The organism is Lysinibacillus zambalensis (genome assembly GCF_040183165.1).
In the GTDB taxonomy this organism is placed as follows: Bacteria; Bacillota; Bacilli; order Bacillales_A; family Planococcaceae; genus Lysinibacillus; species Lysinibacillus zambalensis.
On record NZ_JBEGDG010000011.1, the window covers coordinates 77324 to 99457 of the forward strand.

General features: G+C 34.3%; 25 protein-coding genes and 1 pseudogene. 8 read left to right on the plus strand and 18 right to left on the minus strand.

Translation table 11 applies throughout. The annotated features are described in order from the left end of the window. Window positions 1-384: 384 nt before the first annotated feature. The 4 genes from bioB to bioD all read right to left on the minus strand — a co-directional run bounded on the left by bioB (window position 385) and on the right by bioD (window position 4276). A complete protein-coding gene (gene bioB, locus ABNX05_RS15420) occupies window positions 385-1380 on the minus strand; it encodes a biotin synthase BioB (RefSeq protein ID WP_349660532.1) in 996 nt (331 codons plus the stop codon). Window positions 1381-1648: 268 nt separating this feature from the next. Continuing rightward, window positions 1649-2221, minus strand: a complete 573-nt coding sequence (locus ABNX05_RS15425; protein WP_349660533.1) for a biotin transporter BioY — start codon at window positions 2219-2221, stop codon at window positions 1649-1651. Next, entirely contained in the window at window positions 2188-3591 is a 1404-nt protein-coding gene (gene bioA / locus ABNX05_RS15430) for an adenosylmethionine--8-amino-7-oxononanoate transaminase (protein WP_349660534.1), read from the minus strand. The genes ABNX05_RS15425 and bioA overlap by 34 nt, the downstream gene beginning before the upstream one ends. Further along, a complete protein-coding gene (gene bioD / locus ABNX05_RS15435) occupies window positions 3572-4276 on the minus strand; it encodes a dethiobiotin synthase (RefSeq protein ID WP_349660535.1) in 705 nt (234 codons plus the stop codon). The genes bioA and bioD overlap by 20 nt, the downstream gene beginning before the upstream one ends. Before the next feature lie 314 nt (window positions 4277-4590). On the opposite strand from bioD, the gene ABNX05_RS15440 reads away from it, so the two are divergent. The 5 genes from ABNX05_RS15440 (at window position 4591) to ABNX05_RS15460 (ending at window position 8080) form a co-directional block, all read left to right on the plus strand. Continuing rightward, window positions 4591-4734, plus strand: a complete 144-nt coding sequence (locus ABNX05_RS15440; RefSeq protein ID WP_349660536.1) for a hypothetical protein — start codon at window positions 4591-4593, stop codon at window positions 4732-4734. A 236-nt stretch (window positions 4735-4970) separates the two neighbouring features. Next, window positions 4971-5435 carry a hypothetical protein gene (locus ABNX05_RS15445; protein ID WP_349660537.1) on the plus strand — a complete coding sequence of 155 codons (465 nt, stop codon included), beginning with the start codon at window positions 4971-4973 and terminating at the stop codon, window positions 5433-5435. Between the two features lie 412 nt (window positions 5436-5847). Further along, on the plus strand, window positions 5848-6153 hold the full coding sequence (locus tag ABNX05_RS15450) for a hypothetical protein (RefSeq protein WP_349660538.1): 306 nt from the start codon (window positions 5848-5850) through the stop codon (window positions 6151-6153). Window positions 6154-6276: 123 nt separating this feature from the next. Continuing rightward, a complete protein-coding gene (locus ABNX05_RS15455) occupies window positions 6277-6975 on the plus strand; it encodes an ABC transporter ATP-binding protein (protein ID WP_349660539.1) in 699 nt (232 codons plus the stop codon). Continuing rightward, the gene (locus ABNX05_RS15460; protein WP_349660540.1) at window positions 6968-8080 is read left to right on the plus strand and encodes an ABC transporter permease; all 1113 of its coding nucleotides are present in this window, start codon (window positions 6968-6970) and stop codon (window positions 8078-8080) included. The genes ABNX05_RS15455 and ABNX05_RS15460 overlap by 8 nt, the downstream gene beginning before the upstream one ends. 133 nt (window positions 8081-8213) lie before the next feature. Here the strand turns inward: ABNX05_RS15460 and ABNX05_RS15465 are convergent, their stop codons facing one another. The 5 genes and pseudogenes from ABNX05_RS15465 to ABNX05_RS15485 form a co-directional block, all read right to left on the minus strand. Further along, entirely contained in the window at window positions 8214-9251 is a 1038-nt protein-coding gene (locus tag ABNX05_RS15465; protein WP_349660541.1) for a beta-carotene 15,15'-monooxygenase, read from the minus strand. Between the two features lies 1 nt (window position 9252). Further along, on the minus strand, window positions 9253-9735 hold the full coding sequence (locus ABNX05_RS15470) for a MarR family winged helix-turn-helix transcriptional regulator (protein WP_349660542.1): 483 nt from the start codon (window positions 9733-9735) through the stop codon (window positions 9253-9255). 82 nt (window positions 9736-9817) lie between these two features. After that, a complete protein-coding gene (locus ABNX05_RS15475; RefSeq protein ID WP_349660543.1) occupies window positions 9818-10330 on the minus strand; it encodes a helix-turn-helix transcriptional regulator in 513 nt (170 codons plus the stop codon). Window positions 10331-10347: 17 nt separating this feature from the next. Next, window positions 10348-10617 (minus strand): annotated as a pseudogene (locus ABNX05_RS15480) (group II intron reverse transcriptase/maturase); the annotation flags it as partial. A gap of 587 nt (window positions 10618-11204) precedes the next feature. Continuing rightward, complete coding sequence (locus ABNX05_RS15485; protein WP_349660544.1) at window positions 11205-11837, minus strand: LysE family transporter; 633 nt, start codon at window positions 11835-11837, stop codon at window positions 11205-11207. A 990-nt stretch (window positions 11838-12827) separates the two neighbouring features. On the opposite strand from ABNX05_RS15485, the gene ABNX05_RS15490 reads away from it, so the two are divergent. Further along, window positions 12828-13763 (plus strand): peptidylprolyl isomerase, encoded by a 936-nt coding sequence (locus ABNX05_RS15490; RefSeq protein ID WP_349660545.1) that lies wholly within the window; start codon window positions 12828-12830, stop codon window positions 13761-13763. Between the two features lie 289 nt (window positions 13764-14052). Here ABNX05_RS15490 and ABNX05_RS15495 read toward each other — a convergent pair whose 3' ends face one another. Beyond that, the gene (locus tag ABNX05_RS15495; protein WP_349660607.1) at window positions 14053-14181 is read right to left on the minus strand and encodes a hypothetical protein; all 129 of its coding nucleotides are present in this window, start codon (window positions 14179-14181) and stop codon (window positions 14053-14055) included. 133 nt (window positions 14182-14314) lie between these two features. Next, window positions 14315-15328, minus strand: coding sequence for a copper amine oxidase N-terminal domain-containing protein (locus tag ABNX05_RS15500; protein WP_349660546.1), 1014 nt, complete (start codon window positions 15326-15328; stop codon window positions 14315-14317). Window positions 15329-15739: 411 nt separating this feature from the next. Here ABNX05_RS15500 and ABNX05_RS15505 point away from each other — a divergent pair, with 411 nt between their 5' ends. Further along, window positions 15740-16369, plus strand: coding sequence for a hypothetical protein (locus ABNX05_RS15505; RefSeq protein ID WP_349660547.1), 630 nt, complete (start codon window positions 15740-15742; stop codon window positions 16367-16369). A 188-nt stretch (window positions 16370-16557) separates the two neighbouring features. Here the strand turns inward: ABNX05_RS15505 and ABNX05_RS15510 are convergent, their stop codons facing one another. Both ABNX05_RS15510 and ABNX05_RS15515 read right to left on the minus strand, forming a co-directional pair. Further along, window positions 16558-17634 carry a hypothetical protein gene (locus tag ABNX05_RS15510; protein WP_432760150.1) on the minus strand — a complete coding sequence of 359 codons (1077 nt, stop codon included), beginning with the start codon at window positions 17632-17634 and terminating at the stop codon, window positions 16558-16560. Between the two features lie 486 nt (window positions 17635-18120). Continuing rightward, window positions 18121-18306 (minus strand): hypothetical protein, encoded by a 186-nt coding sequence (locus tag ABNX05_RS15515; RefSeq protein ID WP_349660549.1) that lies wholly within the window; start codon window positions 18304-18306, stop codon window positions 18121-18123. Here ABNX05_RS15515 and ABNX05_RS15520 point away from each other — a divergent pair. Then, window positions 18300-18824, plus strand: a complete 525-nt coding sequence (locus ABNX05_RS15520) for a hypothetical protein (RefSeq protein ID WP_349660550.1) — start codon at window positions 18300-18302, stop codon at window positions 18822-18824. The genes ABNX05_RS15515 and ABNX05_RS15520 overlap by 7 nt on opposite strands. A 364-nt stretch (window positions 18825-19188) precedes the next feature. Here the strand turns inward: ABNX05_RS15520 and ABNX05_RS15525 are convergent, their stop codons facing one another. From ABNX05_RS15525 to ABNX05_RS15545, 5 genes are all read right to left on the minus strand, one after another. Then, the gene (locus ABNX05_RS15525; protein ID WP_349660551.1) at window positions 19189-19902 is read right to left on the minus strand and encodes an MraY family glycosyltransferase; all 714 of its coding nucleotides are present in this window, start codon (window positions 19900-19902) and stop codon (window positions 19189-19191) included. Window positions 19903-20049: 147 nt separating this feature from the next. After that, entirely contained in the window at window positions 20050-20187 is a 138-nt protein-coding gene (locus ABNX05_RS15530) for a hypothetical protein (protein ID WP_349660552.1), read from the minus strand. 92 nt (window positions 20188-20279) lie between these two features. After that, window positions 20280-20453, minus strand: coding sequence for a hypothetical protein (locus tag ABNX05_RS15535; protein ID WP_349660553.1), 174 nt, complete (start codon window positions 20451-20453; stop codon window positions 20280-20282). 281 nt (window positions 20454-20734) lie between these two features. Continuing rightward, window positions 20735-21607 (minus strand): GNAT family N-acetyltransferase, encoded by an 873-nt coding sequence (locus ABNX05_RS15540; RefSeq protein WP_349660554.1) that lies wholly within the window; start codon window positions 21605-21607, stop codon window positions 20735-20737. Window positions 21608-21680: 73 nt separating this feature from the next. Further along, window positions 21681-21932 (minus strand): hypothetical protein, encoded by a 252-nt coding sequence (locus ABNX05_RS15545; protein ID WP_349660555.1) that lies wholly within the window; start codon window positions 21930-21932, stop codon window positions 21681-21683. Between the last annotated feature and the right edge of the window lie 202 nt (window positions 21933-22134).

Genomic DNA, 22134 nt, shown 5'->3' on the forward strand with positions numbered 1-22134 from the left:
ATAACAATTCCTTACTCGATTCTTATTTTACGCCGATTTTTTATAAAATTAAAGCTTTATGTGAAGCCCTTCACAAACTGTTCAATTTCAAAACGCTTTCATTGAACAATTTGTGAAAACTTGATTTTCCAAGGCATAAAAACAATCTTCATACCGCTTCGCCTCATTCCTACATTCAATACAAAAAGCCGTATGTACGCCTTTTCCACGACGCACATACGGCTTTCCAAATTCGATGATAATTAAGTAGTAGTAGTAGATTTTATTTCATAAAGTGAATCTTTTATCAGCGGGGTTTCTTATCCCGCACTGATTATTAGTCTTCACCAATCGGGCTTTTACGGGCAGTTCATTACTGCCCGTTAATGCGTAGATAAGTTTTACTTAGCAGAATGCTGCTTCTTGCTTCTCTGATAATTCAATTTCAAAGCCTAAATCCTCAAGCATACGGTAATCACTGTTTGCTTCTTGTCCTTCAGTTGTTAAGTAATCCCCTACAAAGATACTGTTTGCTGCATATAAGCCTAGTGGCTGAAGTGACCCAAGATTGATTTCTCGTCCACCAGAAATGCGAATTTCCTTTGTTGGATTCATATAACGGAACAACGCTAAAACTTTTAAGCAATAACGTGGATTTAATTCTTTTGTCCCTTCTAGTTTCGTGCCATCAATCGCATTTAAGAAGTTGACCGGAATGGAATCCGCGTCTAATTGATGAAGTGCACGCGCAATATTCACGACATCCTCTTTTGTTTCCTTCATACCAATAATGGCCCCTGAGCAAGGTGAGATTCCATGCTTTTTCGCAATTTCAACCGTATTTACACGATCTTCATACGTATGGGACGTAGTAATATAAGAGTGATGTCGTTCAGATGTATTTAAGTTATGGTTGTAACGATCCACCCCCGCTTCTTTTAATTGCTGTGCTTGTTCTTCTTTTAATAAGCCAAGACAAGCACAAACTTTTAAGCCATACTTCTCTTTAATTTCTGTAACGGCTTCGCTAACTACATTGACATCTTTCCGAGTCGGCCCACGACCACTTGCCACGATGCAATAAGTACCGATTTTATTGTCAAATGCACGTTTAGCCCCCGCTAAAATTTCCTCTTTCGTAATGAAAGGATATTTTTCAATCGGTGCTGTAGATTTAGATGACTGAGAACAATAGCCACAATCCTCTGGGCAATAACCGCTCTTAGCATTCATAATCATATTTAATTTTACTTTTTTTCCATAGTAGTGCTTACGAATAGCAAAGGCACCATCCATCACCTTCAAGAGCTCATCATCTTCACTATGTAAAATGGCAAGAGCCTCCTCATTACTAAGGATTTTCCCTGCAATAACTTCCTCTGCTAACTGTAACCAATTCATCTAGACATTCTCCCTCTCTACTTGATAATTTATCAATTATTCCTCGGCATAATTGCGTCTGGAATCGGCTTTGTGCAAGCACAGAACTCCTTTCCGATTCCCTGACACCCTCCGGAGACTATAGGCCAACACGATGTTGGTCACTCAGGCGTTTTCACAGGATGTGAAGCTCTTAGCCTGAGTTCCTCTTTTTCAGCTGATGTGTGATCAACCGCTAAAAAAACAATTTAAATATGCATTCTTCTCACATCTGTATAGGTGGGATACTTCAACTGAAAGAAGTTATTGTTCTTGCTGAATGAAAAACTTTGTAAAGACGCTCGGCCAAAAATGCAGAAGCTATCGCTAAGCAAAAATCAGCCACAATGCTGTTTAAAAAACCAACTACGAAAATATGTGACCAGCTCGTTTTCACATGTAACCAGAAATTCAATGCTACATATAAATACGGAACCGCTACCCCATAAATAATAATAAGCCCGACAATATTTGCACCGATAAAATGTTTTTTTGTTGGCGTATCCACTCTTTCAATCATGAAACCAATGACTAATGCGGCCAGTGCAAAGCCAATCAGGAAGCCAAATGTCGGTTGCAATACATAGGTGATCCCCCCACCTTGTGTAAAAACTGGCAAACCAACTAAACCAACCCCTATATAGACGAGCTGACTTTGTAATCCATTACGACTACCGAGCAAGCTACCTGCTAAAAAAACAAAAACAATTTGTAATGTAAAGGGCACTACTGGTAGCGGTATTTTAATAAATGCCCCGATTGCGGTTAAAGCGGCAAACATCGCAATCATCACAAGTGACAGTGTTGATTGTCGTTTGAACAACTTACTCCCTCCCGCTCCTCAAAAAATTGCATGATCGTCTCTTTTGTTGTATCAATCATAAAATCCATTTCGTCATCAGATATAATGTATGGAGGCATGAAATATAATATATTGCCAAGAGGACGAATGAGTAAGCCTTTTGCTAATGCTCGTTTAGATAGTTGATAACCGATACGTTCCTCACTTGGAAGTGGCTCCTTTGTTTCACGATTGGCCACTAATTCAATAGCGCCAACCAGTCCAACCTGCCGATATTCACCAACAAACGGCAACTCTTCAAATGCCTGCTTAGCAAGCTTTCGCATACGTTCACCTTTGTTTTTTATCATGTCGATCACTTGCTCTTCTTCAAATATCGTCAAAACTTCAAGGGCTACACGACAAGCAAGTGTATTACCGGAATAGCTATGAGAGTGTAAAAAAGCTTTCATTGTACCGTAATCATCATAAAAAGCGTTGTATACATCATCATTCGTCAAAACTGCGGATAGTGGCAAATAACCACCCGTTATACCTTTTGATAGACACATAAAATCTGGAACAATCCCTGCTTGTTCACAAGCAAACAATGTACCTGTTCGTCCGAAACCTACTGCAATTTCATCTGCGATAAAATGAACATCATATTTTGTACAAAGTTCTCGTAAGCGCTTCAAATATATTGGAGGATACATTTTCATGCCAGCAGCTGCTTGAATGAGTGGCTCAATAATAACAGCTGTAATTTCTTCATGATGCTGACGAAGCTCGTCTTCAACGAATTGTATACATTGGGCTTGACAGCTTCCTGGATTCTCTTGAAAAGGACATCGGAAGCAATCTGGTCCTTGTGCACGTACAGTATCCAATAATAGTGGCTGATACACTTCGTTATATAGCCCTACCCCACCAACAGATAAGGCACCAAGTGTTTCACCATGATAAGCATCCGTTAAAGCTAAAAAGCGTTTTTTCATTGTTTTTCCCGTCTGCATATGATATTGAAAACTCATTTTGAGTGCTACTTCTATCGCCGACGAGCCGTTGTCTGCAAAAAATACTTTATTTAAACCGTCTGGCGTTAAGGTAACTAATTTTTCTGCCACCTTAATGGCAGGTTCATGTGAAAAATTCGCAAAGATCGTATGCTCCAATGTAAAAGCTTGATCGCTTAATGCTTGACTTATCCGTGGATTCGCATGTCCAAATAAATTTACCCACCAGGAAGATACGGCGTCTAAATAGCGATTATTATGTTCATCGTACAGCCATACACCTTGTCCTTTTTTAATAACAATAGGCGGATATTGCTCATAGTCCTTCATTTGTGAGCAAGGATGCCAAACATGCTGTAAATCTCTCGTCTGCAATTCAGTTAAAGATTGTTTCATATTTGACCAACCTTTCAAACAAAGATGTGTGTGAAATAGAGAAGTCAACAATCTGTGAAATATCCCGAAGCTTTGGAATCGTCGCATACGGCAAATCATGACGTTGTAGAATCATTTTTACATTATCTTGTTCCATCTGACTGCCTGTATCTCCATTAAATACAAGGCCAAGAACATCAATATTACGAGCACGTAATGCCTCAAGAGTAAGCAATGTGTGGTTAATTGTTCCAAGTGTTGTTCGTGTGACAAGAACGACTGGAAGCTTACTTCGAACGATGACATCAAGCAGTGTCTGTTCTCCATATGTATCTATCGGAACAAAAAGTCCCCCTGCTCCCTCACAAATCACAACATCGTATGCTTGCTGTAACAACTGAATTTGCTGTAATAAATACTCCACATTAATTTGCTGACCCTCCAGCTGTGCAGCAAAATGTGGTGATGCAGCTTCCTTAAACGAATAACCATTTAAATTTTCTTGCTTTAGGCTTTGTAATGAATACTTTTCATACATTGCTGTATCGTAGTAATAACAATACCCATTCTCACAAATTTCTCCAGTTTGCACAGGCTTATAAGGCGTGACTTGTAGATCATGCATTTGTAATTGACGCATTAGCAATGTAGTGACAATCGTTTTACCGACGTCTGTATCTGTCCCTACAACCCAAAAATGTTGCATCGTTAACCTACCCCCTCTTTTTAAGTTAACTGTTTACAAATTTTAAGTTAACACATTTAATTTTATTTTGTAAATGCTATTTCTCAAAAACAGTCTATTTCTTTACGAAAAATAGGGAATTTTGTGATAACTCAACAACTTTTTTTCTTCAATAAAAAACACTAGATTCTAACCTAGGTAAAAACTAGTGCGAATGAATATATATTTTTGTAGATGGTCAATTAATCATTTTGTCTGTTTTTATTAATTAGAAGGCGCATCACCATAACGTGGAATTACTTTCTGTTTCGGGCGCTTTTTTTGAGGAGTCCGAAATGTCGCTTTGGGAAACATATGTTTTCTGTGCGAAAGCGAAGCGTCAGCCACAATATGTTTCCTGTGCGAAAGCGAAGCGTCAGCCACAATATGTTTCCTGTACGAAAGCGAAGCGTCAGCCACAAAAAGATGTTGGTCACTAAGCATTTCACAGGACGTGATGCCCTTAGCTTCGTTCCCCTACTCACTTACACTCCATGCACCATCTGAGAGAATGTGAATTTCTATTTGTTTTTTCAACAATTCGAGCTTGTATTATAGCTAGATTTCTAATATTCTTTGGGGTATTTTTTTGCTTCGTTGACTTTTCCGAATATTATCAAAAATTTAAAGGGTTTTACTCTTCGTTCGTAGTATTAAACAAAACGGGGGTGGCTGTATGTTTGGTATTTTTAAAGAGTCAGAGAAGATTGTAGATACTTTTGAGCAAGTTAGTTTTATTTTAAAATCCTTGCTCACATACGAGCTAAAAGACTTACCTATTCGCTATGAGTTTTGGTATCGAGTAGCTATTCGTCAGGAAGAATTGCGCACATTAAATAACGAGCATCGAGCAAAGATCTCGATGACTACAGCAGTAGGACGCTTTCATCAAACACAATACGAGGAAACTAAACAAAAGTTAGCAAAGCTCGAACGTCTCGCAGATGTGTATAAATCCTTTTGTATTGAGGAAGAACGGGAGGCATTAAATCATCGACTTCTTTTTCATAAAGAAGCAATTTCCGAGCTATATGAGCATGTCCAACATAAAGACCTATATATGTATTGTGATGTTGTGCAGCAACATTTTTGGGATGCAGTGAGTGAGGACGTTATAAATGCAATTGCCCACCTAGATTAAGTAGGTGAGCAATTGCAAGGGACTATTCTTTCATAATTTGCTCTAATTCCTTTTCTAGGATTTTCCCCTTAACCATCGGTACAAAGTCCATTACGCCATGAAGCTAAAGACCATCGAAAAACGCATTTAAATAGTCTCCACTTGCAATAGTCACCTTTCTTTCCCCATTGTTCACTAATTTCGGCATTAATAAGTTTGTATTAATTAAGAATGTGTGGTATTTTTCAACAAAAATATGTTGAATAAGTTTGGAGTTTTTTATGATTGCATGGATTATTACGGCGGAAATTGCCTTTTGGATTGTTATTATTATTGGGCTTATTTGCAGATATGTTTTTAAAATGCCGAAACTGAGCATTTTTTTTTTGCACTAACACCTGTTATTGATTTGTTACTTGTTATCCTTACTGCTATGGATTTAAAAGCTGGTACTCCTGCATCTATATCTCACGGAATAGCGGCGATTTATATTAGTGTCTCTATAGCTTTTGGTAAAACAATGATTACATGGGCCGATGAAAAATTTCAAAAATGGTTTTTAAAATCTGGTCAAAAAAATGAGCCATTAACTGGAGTAAAAAAAGGTAAGCATGAAATGAAAATGCTTAGTCAGCATATTGGTGCCTTTATAATTGGTGTTGGATTATTGTATGCCAAGTCTCTTTTCGTTGGTTCAAATTCTGATACCTCTCCCCTATTTCAAATAATGAAATATTGAGGTATTGTACTTGCGGTTGATGCCGCAACTAGCATCTCATATGTTATATTCCCAAAGAAGAAATATGTAAAAAATTGAAACATTTACCTCTTTCGTTCGTAAATAAACAAAGAGAGGAAGTGAATGACAATAGATATTAACATACATAAAGGTGGCTATGTAGAAGATGAAGCCATTATTTCAAACATTCAATTTCAAGTAAATAGTGGTGAGCTCGTTGGATTAATCGGTTCCAATGGGGCAGGAAAGAGTACAACATTGCAAGCAATAATGGGTGTACTGCCAATAGTGGATGGTCAAATAACAATAGAAACTTACGGCTACGTACCTGAAAGACCAATTTTGTATGAGTATTTTACATTGTGGGAGCATATAGATTTTTATTTGCGTGTTACTGGTAAAGAAGATTCTTTGACAAATCGCGCGAAAGATTTACTAGAAATTTTCCATTTGGACCATAAGCTACACGATTATCCAACAACGTTTTCTAAAGGGATGCAGCAAAAAGTGATGCTTATTTTAGCATTTCTTGATAAGCATTCTACCTATATTTTAGATGAACCATTTATGGGTTTAGATCCACAGGCAATGCGTAAGCTCTTAACGATTTTAGAAGAATTAAAAGCGCAAGGAGCCGCCATTTTAATGAGTACACATGCACTCGATACAGCAGAGAAAATATGCGATCGTTTCATCTTGATTGATCACGGGCGAATTTTACAGCAAGGTACACTTGCATCATTACGTTTAACGGTGAAACAGGACGAAGCGTCTCTTCTTGATATTTTCGACACATTGCTTGAGGAAAATCGCCATGACTAATATATTGCAGCACCGAAGAAAATTAGAGCGCTCCCAAAATGTTAAGATACTGGCAAGCGTTATCGATTGGACAGTCGCCTTATATGTTGTTGTGCCTGCTCTAGTCATTTGCTTTTTCCTTTATAAAGACTTTATCTTAAATATAAGTACATCTTGGATCGTACATATACCGCTAGTTTTGTTTATCGTACTGTTATTTATTATTACACGTATCGGAACTATTCGTACTTATTTGCAACGAGCCGATCGTCTTTTTTTAATCCAAAACCGAAAACAAATGATACGCTTAAAACGAGCTGGCCTTCATTGGTCGTTAAGTAAGCACCTAATTTTACTAGGTACTGGCCTTGCTTTATTAGCGCCCATCTTTATAATCATTCACCATATAACGATATTGGAATTGCTTTCTTTACTATTGCTACTATTTACGACTAATTTTATGAAGTTACTTTTTCAATTAAAACTTCGTAAATGGCAGCAACTAGTAAGCAACATTTTTATGTGCATTCTAGGTACAGTTTGCTTTTTGTATGTACCAATTATTATTACTTCACTTATTTATCTAATTCTTCTTGTTTATTGCACAAGCTATTATAATAAACATTATGTCTTTAGCACTAAGTTTTTTGATCAACAGGTGGAGCTCGATCAAGTAGCATTTTATAAATGGCAAAGTCTTTTATTCCAAATTGCTCCTGAGCTTCGAAGTCAGCTAGTACCGAAATTAAAAAAGCCTCGCCTACTATGGAAAAATTCTAAGCGTATGTTTCGACGTTCCGATTATTTAATAGAGGAATTAGTATGCAAAACGATGCTTCGCCAAAAACAATATCTCTTTGGCTATCTTCGCTTTTTATTGAGTGGTATTGGGCTCATCATTATTGTGCCAACATGGGCGAAAATAATTATGCTTGGAATTCTTTATTTTACTATACGGTCATTGATGCAATCGATAATCCAGCAAATTTTAGAGCACAAAATTTGGTCAATCTTTCAAGTATCCAATGAACAAATTCATGCAGCTAGCAGGCGATTACTTAAAGGATTTGTCGATCTGCCGTTATTGTGTATTCTTATTATTTTTATTATTATTTTTGTAATTTAGGGCTCAAAACGTGAGGTTGATTTCCGTCCTGACTTTTATATAAATGGTATGTGTTTTAACAAATAATTTCCCCTATTTTTTGATTGTCCAAATTAAACAGGTGCCAGCTTAGTTTGCTAGCACCTGTTGTTTATTATCTATTATCTTCCATTCCTTGTAGAAGCATTTTTCTAAATTCCTGTGCTTGGTCAGCTTTAATGGCTACTTTGTTATAACGTTTTTTAATCCCCAGCATAAAAGTCACTTCCACAGGCTCCTTCATTTTCAATATAAACTGTGGATATACCGCTTCAAAATCACGTGCTATAAAATCAATTGTATCTTTAGCTAATTTTCGTTCCAACTGCTCCTTATCCTCAACAAGCTCTTCAATCTGATCGAAGCGAATTTCTGCTCGTTTCATCAATCCTAATGACAAATACAGTTTATCAGATGTTACATAAACAGGATTTAAACGAATAGCCTGCATATCCGCTACAAAAAATAGTACAGAGTATACATTTAAAATAAGCAATAGAATAGAAAGAACAAGTGATTTTTCATGTAGCCACCAATGAATCCCTATTGTTTCAATGGCGATTCCATGGATAAGCATGATGATAAAGGCAATGTAGCTCGAATTTTTCTGCAAGGTTAAACCAGGTTGCTCTTTTCTCTTCCAACTTGCAAAAGCGTAGTAAAATACTACAAAATCTGCGCAAAACACTTGGATAATAGGATGCTTCGGTGCATGTTTTTCAACTGCTTTGGGAAATGAGAACAAATCTGGTAAAGTAGTTGAACGTACATCCGCTAAAATTCTCGGCATATAGCGAACAAGCGTTGCAATGATTAAAATTTCTAATAGAATAATCGTACCTTCAATCGCAAACCCAGCCCAAGTCACCGCAACAAATGGCTGTAGATGTTCTATTGGAATAATAAAACGGGCTGCAATACAACCAGATGCTGCTAAAAGCACTGCTTGTTTTATAGAAAACTTTCGTTTATAAAGCAGAAATAAAGCAGGCATAATAAGGACAAAATCAATTAATGAGCCCATAACAACACCATTTGTTTCAGGTGGTAAAATGGATGCGCCGAGCCCAGTGTTATAAAGCGCAAAATTACTGGCAAGTACGACTAACAAAAATGCTAGAAATATATTTTGCTTTTTCTTTAATGCAATCATGTTAAATCTCTCCCTTATCATTTATTTCATGTATTATTCCTTCCTTTAATACAATTTGGTTTAACTTCTGAACAACCTCTTTTAATTGCACAATCTCACTTAACTCAAGCTTTGAATAATATCTCGAGATAATAAATCGTTTTATTTCTTCCTCTCTTTCAAAATACTTAATGCCTGACATCTCAAGACTCACAAATATTTCACGTCTATTTTCCGGATTAATGCTCCGGGATACATAGTGCTGTTCCTCAAGTTTACTAACTAGCTGTCCGACCGCACTAGAAGTTATATTCATATAACTCGCAATTTGCCCTATCGTCACTAGCCTATTTTTGTTAATAAAGTCTAATAAAATTATTTGTTTAGGAGAAAGTTCATCACTGATTAGATTTTGATGTAGCTTTATGAAATGACTATCCATCGAATAAATAGCTTCATTTATCTCCTCCACAAGCTTATAAATAAATTCTTCATCCTTTGCCATAACTCATTCATTCCTTTAAGTAAAGTTAATAGTAAAGGTATCTTTACTATTAACTTTACTTTATTTTATATAGTTATTATTGTCAATAGGCCCAACGATAAACAGCACGGTCTATTCCAATAATCGCTAAGATCAAGCGATTCATTGCAATAGCGAATGTTCGATTCTGTTCCACTTCAATTCTATCCTTTATCAAAAAACTGTTTACGATAAACATGTGGGAGTATCCTGTATATTTTTTTAATTTTTCAATATAGTAACTTACTGTACTGAAGCCTGAAGTTGTAGCAATTGTAGTGATGGATTGCTCACTATCACGTAATAACTCCATACTTTTACGAAGACGATAGTGTAGTAAATATGTGAATGGTGTCATGCCGATCATTTTTTTGAAAAAGCGACTACATTCTGCACGACTTAAAAAAACATGTGCAGCTAAACTTTCTAAAGATATCTTTTCCTGATAATGAGTATGTAAATAATCAAGCATATCCTTCGCTCGTTCATGCTGGACAATAATTGCTGGATCCAGTATTTCTTCTGTTAGCATTGATGTGACAAAATAGTTTCCCAAATGACTAATAGCTCTCTCCATACCTTTCGCTCATAAAAAACGGCTTGTTGAATCAAACGGTCTGTCACGGTTGGGATTCCTAATAGACGCACACCGCCGTCTGGTTTCGGGATTTCGACACGAAGTACTGGTTGCGGTTCATAGGTTCCCACTAGAATTTGTGCTTTAATGGATTCCCAGTTTTCGAGGATGTGCTGACGTAAGGTTTGTACGGGCATCATGTCTACTCCCTGGCTTCCTTTATTCGCTTCCACTCGCTTTAATGCTTGTATCATATTCGGACGTGCTAGAATTTGATTCAACATCACCATTTCGTTCCTTTCCGTGAATAGCTTGTCTTCTTATGCCCACCTGAACTGCACCCTCCGCAAATACCCTCATGGACTTCACCATTACTTTCTAAGCGTGAGGTTTCTCTGTTTTCTGTGTTTATTCATTCAAGATGGAATGCCAAGGGCTATTCTCTCTTAGTTGTTCAGTCCTTCCGATTAGTTCTAGACCCAATCGTACTATGACCTCTGCTGACTTCTGATGGTTCAGCTACTTGTCACCAAGTAATTTATGAAGGGTACTTCACGTTTCCATCAGACCTCCCCGGGTAAGCACATGCACTTTCACACCATCTATCCGCCTCATTTACTCGATATGACCTTCGACAGAAAGGACTTTATTTTGATATGCAAACTCATCCAATCATACCTAGCCTTCTATGTGGTTCGTGTTCCTCGGACCGGTGTTTTGCCTCCAGCTTCCTTCAGATTCCGCGTCGCCACGGACACCCTTGCTCTTGGCTAACCTCTACTTCTGTCTTCGGGGTTCGGGACTTACACCCTATAGTTCATATGCATGCCGGGCGCACAAATAAAAAGCGCGATCTTTTGGGATCGCACTTTTCTCATATATAGCTCTTTATAGCTTGTATAAATTCATAAATAAAATATCCAGCAAATCCAATTAGTAATACGCCCGCTACCATTGTAAGCGATTTAATAACTTTACGACTCATCGCTTTTCTGGTAACCGAAACAATGGCCATCAAGCTTATATCATGTAACAATATGCCACTTAAAACACCTGCAGCAATCACTAGAAAGTTCGATGACTCCCCTTGCCCATATGATTTAGCTAGTACAACACCAAAAACATTTACCCAGAATACTAGATTTCCAGGCGAAATTGCAACTAGTAAACCATTACGATAAGAAGTAAAAAATGATTTTGTCACTTTCTCACCTGCAAGCGTAATATCATGATCAGCATTTTTGATAGAATCCAGTCCTAAAAGGAATAAAAATCCAGCCCCTATAATCCACATAGGGATTTGAATGATAGGCATTGCTAAAATGGTAGCTAGTCCCATATATAATGCAAAAACCAAGACAATATCAATTGTCATACCACCAAGTCCGACAACCCAACCGTGCATAAACCCATTTTTTAGTCCTTGCTTTGTCATTTCTACTGTAATGGCTCCAACAGGCATGGCAATCGCAAGTCCTATCAACACATACGCTACATATAAACTCAAATCAACACTTCTTTCATGCAATAGAATATGTTTCATACGTCCGTTTATAGTTGTATTATAGCATAAAAATACATAAATAGAACATTATACTAATATTTATTCATCTCCATGCTATTATTTTATAAATTATTTGTATGATGGTATTGGGAGACCTATTCCGATTGCTGTTCACTTTTTTGATGCTTTTAAGTAATTTTTTGGTGGAGCTTTATAGTACACCGAGCTCAAAGCGTAGACCTAAACTTAAGATGGGGTCTTCAAATATGGTAGAAGTTATAATGGATGAAGGACTAATGAACGATTACAAGTAGCATGGAATTATATAAAATTTTGTGATTTTAAGTATATCTTCGCCAATTTCTTAACGGTATATTTGCCAACACAGTAATAGCAACCCTCTCAAGCAACTTGGTTTTAATACCCAATGTATTTAAAATTGTTATATTGATTTCAATTGAATTTGCCTATAAATCTTGGCATTGTTTTGATTAATTTTTTTACTTTTGGCATATGATTTACAATAGACAACAAGTCAGTTCATTATGTAGAAAATCAAATAAATAAATGCCTACAATTTTAATCAATTGTAGGCATCGAACAAAATAAAATCCCCATCATGTCAATAAACAGACGAGAACACTAGAAACATATTGTATCTGTCTCGATGTTAATTGTAGGATTCACTTCACTGGAATAATTAGAGATGGAAATAGTGCTGTTCCTTTAGTAGCATCAGTCCCTGACACATGCCTTTTTGTCAATGTGTTGCCATCCAGTCTTAGTATCCCATTCATCAAGATTCCTCTGCTATTAAACTTTTGAACTTTCCCTATCCCCTAATCTTAAAATAACCTTAAAATATCTTTTGTAAGAAACCTTTTTGGATGGAAAATCGTATAATGATTGGTAATTTTAAACGGTTGTCCTGAAGTATTATTAGCTAGGTTTTTGTTATACAACTGCAACAACAAGAAGTTAGGAGAGAATTCCATGAAAAAAACAGTATTAACATTCACACTTGCAGCATCAGTTCTTGCATTAGGCGCTTGTAGTTATGATTCAGCAACTAATGACAAAGTAATCGCTACTTCTAAAGTTGGAGATATCACTCAAAATGATTTATATGAAGAAATGAAAGCATCTTCGGGAAATCAAGCATTTCAATTTCTAATGATTAAAAAAGTACTATCAGCGAAATATGAAGTGACAGAAGATGAAGTAAACGCTCAATTAGAAGCTGACAAAAAGCAATATGGCGATAATTTCGAAACCCTCATTGCACAACAAGGAGATACAGAATCTTCGTACAAAAAACTCCTAGAACTTAACTTGTTAAAAGAAAAGGCGTTAGTTGAAGATGTGGAAGTAACAGAAGATGATATTAAAGCTAAATACGAAAATATTAAAAATGAAATCCAAGCACGTCATATAGTAGTAGAAAATGAAGAGACTGCTAAAAAGGTGAAAGCAGCACTTGTATCTGGAAAAGATTTTGCAGAAGTTGCAAAAGAGTATTCTATTGAACAAGCAGCACAAACAACTGGTGGGGATTTAGGTTGGTTTAACAAAGCAACTAATATGGATCAACAGTTTTTAGAAGGTGCTTTCGCATTGAAAAAAAATGTTATCAGCGATCCAATTAAATCTAGCTTTGGCTATCATATCATCGAAGTGACGGACAAGCGTGAGATTAAAGAATCATACGAAGATAAAAAAGCCGAGCTTGAAAAGCAATTAAAGCTAGCAAAAGCGGAACCTTCAACGCTATTAACAAAAGTAGCGAAAATGATGAAAGATGCTGATATCAAGATTAAAGATGAAGATATAAAAACAGCGTTAGATGAGTTTTTTGCTGCTGCTGAAACACCAACTGAAACAAATACAACGACTAAAGATGCAGATACATCAACAAAAGAAAGTAAATAATAATTTATACAAAAAGCGTAAGGGCATAAGCTTTTACGCTTTTTTAATGCTTTAAGAAATAATAAAATCTATTGCATGAGGATTACTTTCTACAAGTGATTCTTTTTCCAGATTCCAACGCCTTGTCCCTGAGCAAGCTCGAACAAAATCGCTTGTGGTGGCTGAGGAGCTTGCCTCCTTGCTTTTGATGTTATTCAAATATAGGTCTTTATAAAACGAACGGTTTTCTAATAGGAATAAACGTACAGTACACTCTCCAGTATTGTTTTGTCTAATGCAAAATGGACCTTTAATCCTTGTCCGAACAGTATGTACCTTCTCCTGTTTCCTGCTTAAAACTTTTACGAAATGGTTTGCCTTTATCTAAGAATGCTTGAACTTGGCTTTCTCCTTTTGAATTATCCAGACCAAGAATCATAGTTAGCCCCCCTAATCCTAGCGTCATAGCTTCGCTTGTTATAAGAGTTCTAAGTCCCAGCCAACGGAGACGACCGCAGATGATATAGGTCGACTCCTTTTTGTTTTAGAGGAAACTCAATAAATTGTCAAACTCAATAAAATTTTTCCCAAGAATATGATCTGAATGGAGATGGCGTAACATAAAGAGAATTGTTCTTTTTAACAAATGTGAAATATGCTTCGCCCTTCTCTGTGGACGATACCCATTTGTATTCCTCTCGAAGAGTACCTTTACCTGATAATACTCCAGGACCACCAAATATATTGACTACTTCATCATAGGTCATGCCTTCTATAATAGTAGCCGTACTTTCGGCTGTAACATCTGGGTAACTTAAAATCGGTAGATCCTTTCCTTTATAGATCATCATATTTAAATAATTTGTTTTAATGGGCCCTGATATTATAATTTCATTGATGCCATCACGGAATGATTCTGGAGCCCCAAATATGTCAACACTAGGCTTTTTAGCAAAAAGATAATCCAGATCGATTGAGTTAAAATGATCAGCATCAAGAGCTAGAAATTTTTCATAATTGACTGTAGGTTTACCAAAATCTCTCACCTTACGCAATTCTTTATCATAAACATCCTTTTCAAAATCAGATGGGATCAAGTTCACACCTATACTAGAAATATATATATCTGTATTTTGATAATCCCAACGGACATCTATTCCAAGCAATTCCCCAATAAATCTTAAAGGGACTACAGTTCTTCCATTAATAATCTGACTAGGTGCATCTGATTGAATATGTTCTACTTCTTCTACACCATGGTTATTCAAATAAGAACTTGAAGTTATAGTTGCCGTTTTTTGACCAATTGGTAAAACAACAGTGTAGTTAGTGTTTTCGATAGAGTAAACAATAGTGACTACTTTCTTTTTCGAATCCCATTTCACACCATTCCCTAAATATTCAGATACAAACCGAAGTGGTACAAGTGTTCGATCATTTGTTATTATAGGTTTTTGATCCAATACTACTTCTTTAGTGTTTACAAATACTTTAATAGTGTCGTTTGCACTAGCAGTATTATGAGATGTAAACAAAAAAGTCGTTGTAATGAAAGCTATTAAAACAATATTAAATCTTTTAAACATCGTTCTCTCCTTCAAAATCATATTATTAATACCTCTAATAAGAGCTGTTCAAAAATAATATCGGATTCTACCCTCTTTATTTTATAGAAAGAGTAAGAAAGAGTTTATGAGGACGGAAAGCCTATTAAGGCTAACCAAGAAGAACAATCCACATTTAATGTAGGTTAATAGCTAATCTATTTAAAGATAAATTAGCTGCTTCAAATAGTTTTTTCAACAAAGTAGGTCACAGTTCATTGACAGTAATAGGAATTTATTTTTGAAAATGGTTCTAAAACAAAATTAAAGAGCATCATTCGTGAATGATACTCCTCTAAAAACCGCACTTATTTTTGATACGGTTCTACATAATATGTATAAATGCGGTTTTTTCCAATCAGATTTATACTGTAATCTAAGGATGTGATTGTAATGAATTTAGAGATTGGCTTTTTACCCAAAAAGTATTATGAAAATGCACCTACAACTGGAGGCTATTACTTTTTTATAAATGAAGGCATTCAATACGCCATTAATATTGGCGAAATGTATTTTCCAGACTATACAGACGAACAACTTGCTCTATTTACAGAAAGCTTAGCCACATTTCCACTTTATTATTTATTCGAGCAGAGTGATAGAAATATTATTGAAGAGTTAAAACAAGAATTACATGATGCACAGCTACCATTTGAAGTATTTTATCAATCAAAAAAGAGCACTTATTTAATGATTACTGTCATAAATCATCAAGAACTAATGCGCCTAATTCCTATCATGATTTGGCAGCATAATTATAATATGAGCTCTATTTGGTCAAATCGAAAAAGCACTTTTATGGTAGAAAGCAGAATTTGGGACGCGAAACGTACAGATGGGATAGATGCTTCGATAGAGGAGACTATTTGCATTCATTTTAACGAACCAACAACTGCTTTTTTATTTAGTCATGACTTCAAAGGTACAGATATTTTTTCAAACGAAAATCGCTTTTCAACATTAGAAGATGTACAAAAGTTACTACCCTCATTTATTAAAACTGACATTATTGAATTTGGATAAATGAAAACCACCTAAAACGCTGACACTCCAACGTTCTAGGTGGTTCTTTTCAAAAACCGCACTTACTTATGATCCGGTTCACCGAAACATGTCTAAATGAGGTTCTATATTGAAAAAGGTACAAACTATTAATCTACTTTAACTCTCTACCTAATAGCAACTCTCTAATCATATTTATATATACAATATCAGCGAGATTTATATAGAGGTAATCTCGAAAAATTATCCAATTCATCTCGGAGATTTTCCCAGTTTTTTTGAGTTTCTGTTGCATAATGTTTATAATCTGTACTATTAATAGTTTCTTCTATACAATTATAATTTGTATAAAAGTTTTCATTATAACACTTTTCAGCATATATAAATCCATCTGCTAATCCTTGTAATAATTTCTGTTTGTTATCTCCATCCCTATAGTTTACTTTATATGTATCGCTTTCTATGAGATTTAACATTGAACCTAATATTAAAATCCAGCGTGCCACACTTGGTAAATGCGTTTTGTTAGTTTTATATTCCTCATCATTTAAGATTCTTTGTGTTATTAAAAAATTACTTCTAATTGCAAATGACCACCAATAAAATAATTCAATCGGTTTTATATCTAAATCCCTGTCCACCTTTTCTTCAAAGCGTTCATAAAGTAAAATCAAATTTCTAAAATTATCTGTTGCAGCAAACGCATCTGCATCCATTTCTAGCGTTCTATAATTTAGTGGGGAAACGTTTTTGAAATTTTGATTATTATCTGTCTCAAACATCGGGATATATTGTAAGCTTTTTTTATCTTTTGAATTTATGAATTCACAATGCCCATTAAGTAAATGACCTAATTCATGAGTAATAATAAAGCGTGATACAAAAATAGTAAGTAATCCTGCTAATTTATAATCTATAATTTTACTATCAAAAATATTAGCGTTTCCATTATCATCGAATTTCAAAAACTCATATGATACTCCAACATCTTCTTCGTCATTAATCTGCATTTTTTTCAAAAAATTTTCACTTTGCATTTGTGTAAATCCATAAAAATAGTCAAAAAAGTTATCTATAACTCCCTTATTTATTTGTATATTATCTGTATATTTATCACACCATGCCTTACCTCCTAAATTTGCATCTTCCTTAATGGAGAATTTCAAGTTATATCTTGAAATGTAAGTTTCATTTTTTAAAACTTCTTTCATAAGAAATTGGTATTGTTCATGTATACTTAGCGCTCTCTCTTTAATATCAACATAAAAATCTTCTTTGTTCTTCAAATTTTTCACCTCATTTTACTTTTCTTATAACCTTAGTAGTTACATTTATTAATAAATGATATTGAATTATTAAAAGTCCTTAGTTCTAGGTAGTTCTTTTTATAAACTGCTTGTCTGAGTTCTAAGACTTTTGTCACCAGTCCGTCCGTAAACCAACCATAGAAACTCAACCTTTCATTTAAGCGGAGCAGGACATAAATTAACTTCACATTATTTAACTATTTTAGTAAATAGAAAAAACAGACCAACTAAATTAGTAAGACTGTCCACTTTCTAGATAATCCCTTCTTTTTAGAACGATTAATTTTGAACTTTACATCTATCAACTATATTATAAATTATTCACCAAAGATCAGACTTAACTATATCCAAAATATCCTATAGATTCTTGAAGTATTCTTTCGTAAACATAGGGTCTAATGAATGATAGAACTTTATAGCTAAATCTAATTTTCCATTTAAAGATGGGTTATTATCAATATTATCCTAGAGAATTTTATCTCCAGAGAACATTGCTCTTACAATTGCATTAAAATCATTTTCTAAGCTAGTTGTTGCAGACTCTGTTAGAAAACCTTGCTCAAAATAAAGCTTGTCTTTAGAAGAATCATATTTAGAATTTATTGATTCGAGGTACTCACTACCATCGCCACTATATTTAAAGTATGTCACCTAGAATTTCTATACGGAATCTCGAAACAGATATAATAGATAAGACTCAATCAAGATTAACAACACATCTGGTATCTTTATACAAACATATAAAAAATAAATTTTCAAAAGAATATTCCCCTTTTGAAAGTAATAATGAGTTCTACATCGAAAATATTTTTGGTTTTGTAGTATTACTTGAAGACTCATATATTAGAAGAGAGATAATTCACCAAGAAGCTGCAAAAATTTTAAAAATAAATACTGATAGCGATGAGTATAAATGGATGTGCTCTAATTTACGTGTTGTAAATCTTTATGATTATGAAAAAATCGTTTTCCATGATGAAAACATCTTCGATCATCTAACTCTCATTCGGGATAATGAGTCAACATGGTTTAATTTTGGTATCTATCAAGGTGAGGTAGCTACATGTAACGAAATGAACTCCGCTGTTTACGAAAGACAAAAAGTTCTACGAGATATACCGAAAAATTCAGTCAATGAACTAGATGATTTAAATTTAATTTCAAAATAAAGGAATTGGTTGACAGATGGTTGAAGCTTACGAAGAAATTAATTTATAGAACTCCCCGAGTAGCCAGCCGATAATAAAGAATTCATCACCACTTATTCAATTAAAGGGCGCTCTAATCGAGCAAGGGTCATATTAAAGGATGCTTCAAATTGAATTAAAGCGTGTTTTGATCAATCCTTTTCAAAACACGCTTTTAAATAATTACTCCATTTCTTTGCTTCGTACTTCAACTATTCTGGAACCTTTAGCTGAACATAAATTATTTAGTTTTTCATAAAATCATTGGTTCAAACAGCATCGAATAGGAATTAGTTACTCTTTCTTAAAATAAACAGCGCCGTTAGTTTAAAAAGAACTTTAGTTTCTAAATAAAGCGGTATTTACGTGAAAATTGCGTGATAATCAAAATAATCGTTAACCCAACAACGAAATACCACATTAAATGAAAAGGAACTATGAACATTAATACACCAAATAAAATAGCTGTTAAAGTGCTAACTTTAATTGATTGTATACTCGTAAATTTATCTTTAATAAAATAATATAAAGTGAATGGTATTGCTAAAGTAAATATCGGAATATAAATTGTTATAATAGATATTTTAATAAGGGATATTGAAAGTACTGCTATTACGAAGCCTATTGACGTAGTAAGAGTTCTTCCTACAAATGCTTTACCTGAAAAATAGCCGTATAGCAGAATAAACATAATTGTTAAACTGGCACAAATTCCCGTTATTAAAACAAATGAATTGCCTATGATGAAAGCAGACATTGAGAAACAAACTAAAGAAATGAATGGCAATAGCAATATTGAAGGATTTTGCATTTTTTCTATATTCATTACATTTGTAAAACCTACAAGAAATAATAAAGTAAACGGAATCGTCAAATATCCTAATTCAAAGTGATTACCTAGATTAATATAACTAACCTCAAGTTTGCCAACCATTATTATTACAAGTGATGCACAAATTTGACCAAATGGCCCCCAAATGCTTGATAATTTAAAAGCTTGCGTAAGCTTATCCGTAATTACAATTGAAATGATGCCAATTAATACAGCTAAATATAACAAGTTTTCCCTCCCGAAATCATTTATTAGAAATACTAAAAGTTAAATATTACTATTTAAAATTATACAGCATATGGAAAAACAACTAAATACAAGAGTTATGCTTATTCAACTAAATTGCCCCGTTAATTGAATAAGAGCTAACGCCCTCTACCCTTGATTAAAATGCAATAATTTAACTAATGACATATCTGTTTCTTTAAAATCATATTTCGTTAATATCATTTGTTCTATAGCTTTTTCAGGGTTCTCTTGATAAATCTTTATAATTACTTCAAAATGTGCCAAAGCTATGTGTTCTGAAGCATTTGTGCAAATTCACGCAGTATTTCTTTATGTTCATCTTTAACAGCTTCATCAGAGAAATATGTAGCAGAGATTTAGTTTGCGCACTGGTCATCTTCTTCACAAATAAAATCTGGAATTTCAAAATCATCAAATGTGGCAGGTCGAAATTTATCTAAAATGGCTAAAGCATAATGTTGATCGCCAATTCGAACAGCCCACACTTCAAAGTCCCTTAATCTAATTTTACGTTCAAAATAATCAATCAAACTATAACTTCCCCTTTCAATTTATTTTACTGCTGACAATCAATTGAAATTTAAATAAAGTCCAAATCATCAGTAAATAAGATGAAGAGAATTGTATCATAAGTTATTGCGGTCAAAAATAGAACCACCTAGAACGTTTTCAAAACAATGTTCTAGGTGATTCTTTTTGATAGGAATTAACCATTTTTAGTGTAACAAAGTCAGGGAGAAGTTTTAAAACTTGCTCAAAGCTCGAAAATCTTATGCTACTATTAATTTCAACTTAGACTTTAAAATTTACTTTATTTCTTTAAACAATAACTCCATAAAGTCGCTTTCTTTTTAAATCCAGCTTTAAAATAAACGTGATTTGCCTGATCATTTTGATTATTTACATTTAGTGTTATATGAGAGATTTCATCAAATCGAAACATTTCTGTTAAAACTTCTTTTAGTAGCTTGGTGCCTATTCCGTTTCCTCTGTATTTAGGATTAATAGCTATATATTCTAAATGGGCTTCTTTTGCCGTTAAGTCCATCTCAAAATAAGCATATCCTTGAACGACCCCATCCATTTCCATAATTCTTAAAACATTTTCTTTATTTAATTGAACTCTATTTAAAATTGTATCTGCATCGTAATACGTTTTTGAAAATGCATTTGAATGAATCTTTTTAAATTGCTCATAGTCCGATGTTTTATAATAACGACTAGTAATAGCAACTACATTTTCAAAAGAATCTTTCGAAACTCCAAGTAATAAATGCTCACCTGTTTTATTGGCGTTTATTTGCTCCAGAAATGCTAATTGTCGAGTATTCAGTTCATTAATGAAGAAATAAAAGTTCGAAATTTGTGGATATATCTGCTGCAATGTGCAAAGTAATTTCTCTTGGATTGTTACATCTTCATTTATAGAAAATGGTCCCCACACTTCAGTTGAATCGCCGTCTATATCTAATCCAATAAGTGCTTGTATATGTTCATTATCGTAAGCAGCTACAATCGATGTAAATTCACCATCGATAAAATCTTCCTGTAATGTACTCAATAGTTCTTGTTCATTTTGACCACAATACCCAATGTTATGTTGTTCTTCGATATTTAGCTGTGCAATAAAATGGGCAACTTCCTTTAATTCGGTTGGGTAAATTCTTTTTATTATGTACCGCATATCGCAATCTCCTTAAAGTGATTTTTCTTGATTTTGATGACATAAACGTAAAACATAATTGAGATCAATATCTTCATGTAAATGTTGTGGTGTCCAAGGTATATAGATGTGTGGCTTTACGCCTTTGATAGCGTCGTACTTTAAATCCTCTATTCGGCATTTCTGTCTTTTTCGCTTTAAATGATAAATGTCCATCTTTAAAATCGAGTAAATAGGACTGTATCGTTTCTACAAAATCTTTATCCGTCATATCATCTGTAATGACATAATTTTCAGGACAGTTACTATGCTTTTTATCTAAAAAACCCGCATAATCTCTTTTCATTATTTGAATTATATCTTCGAAGATTTATCTTTTACTATGCATCGTATCATCCCATTCCTTTAAATTTGAATGTAAACGCAAAAACAAATAAAAAATCCCTCTGAATATAGCTTCAGAAGGATTAGTAAATAAATTTATTGTGTACAAAAATAAGCCTCCGAAAAGGTAAGCTTTATAAAAGTATAATAAATAGACAGACTAA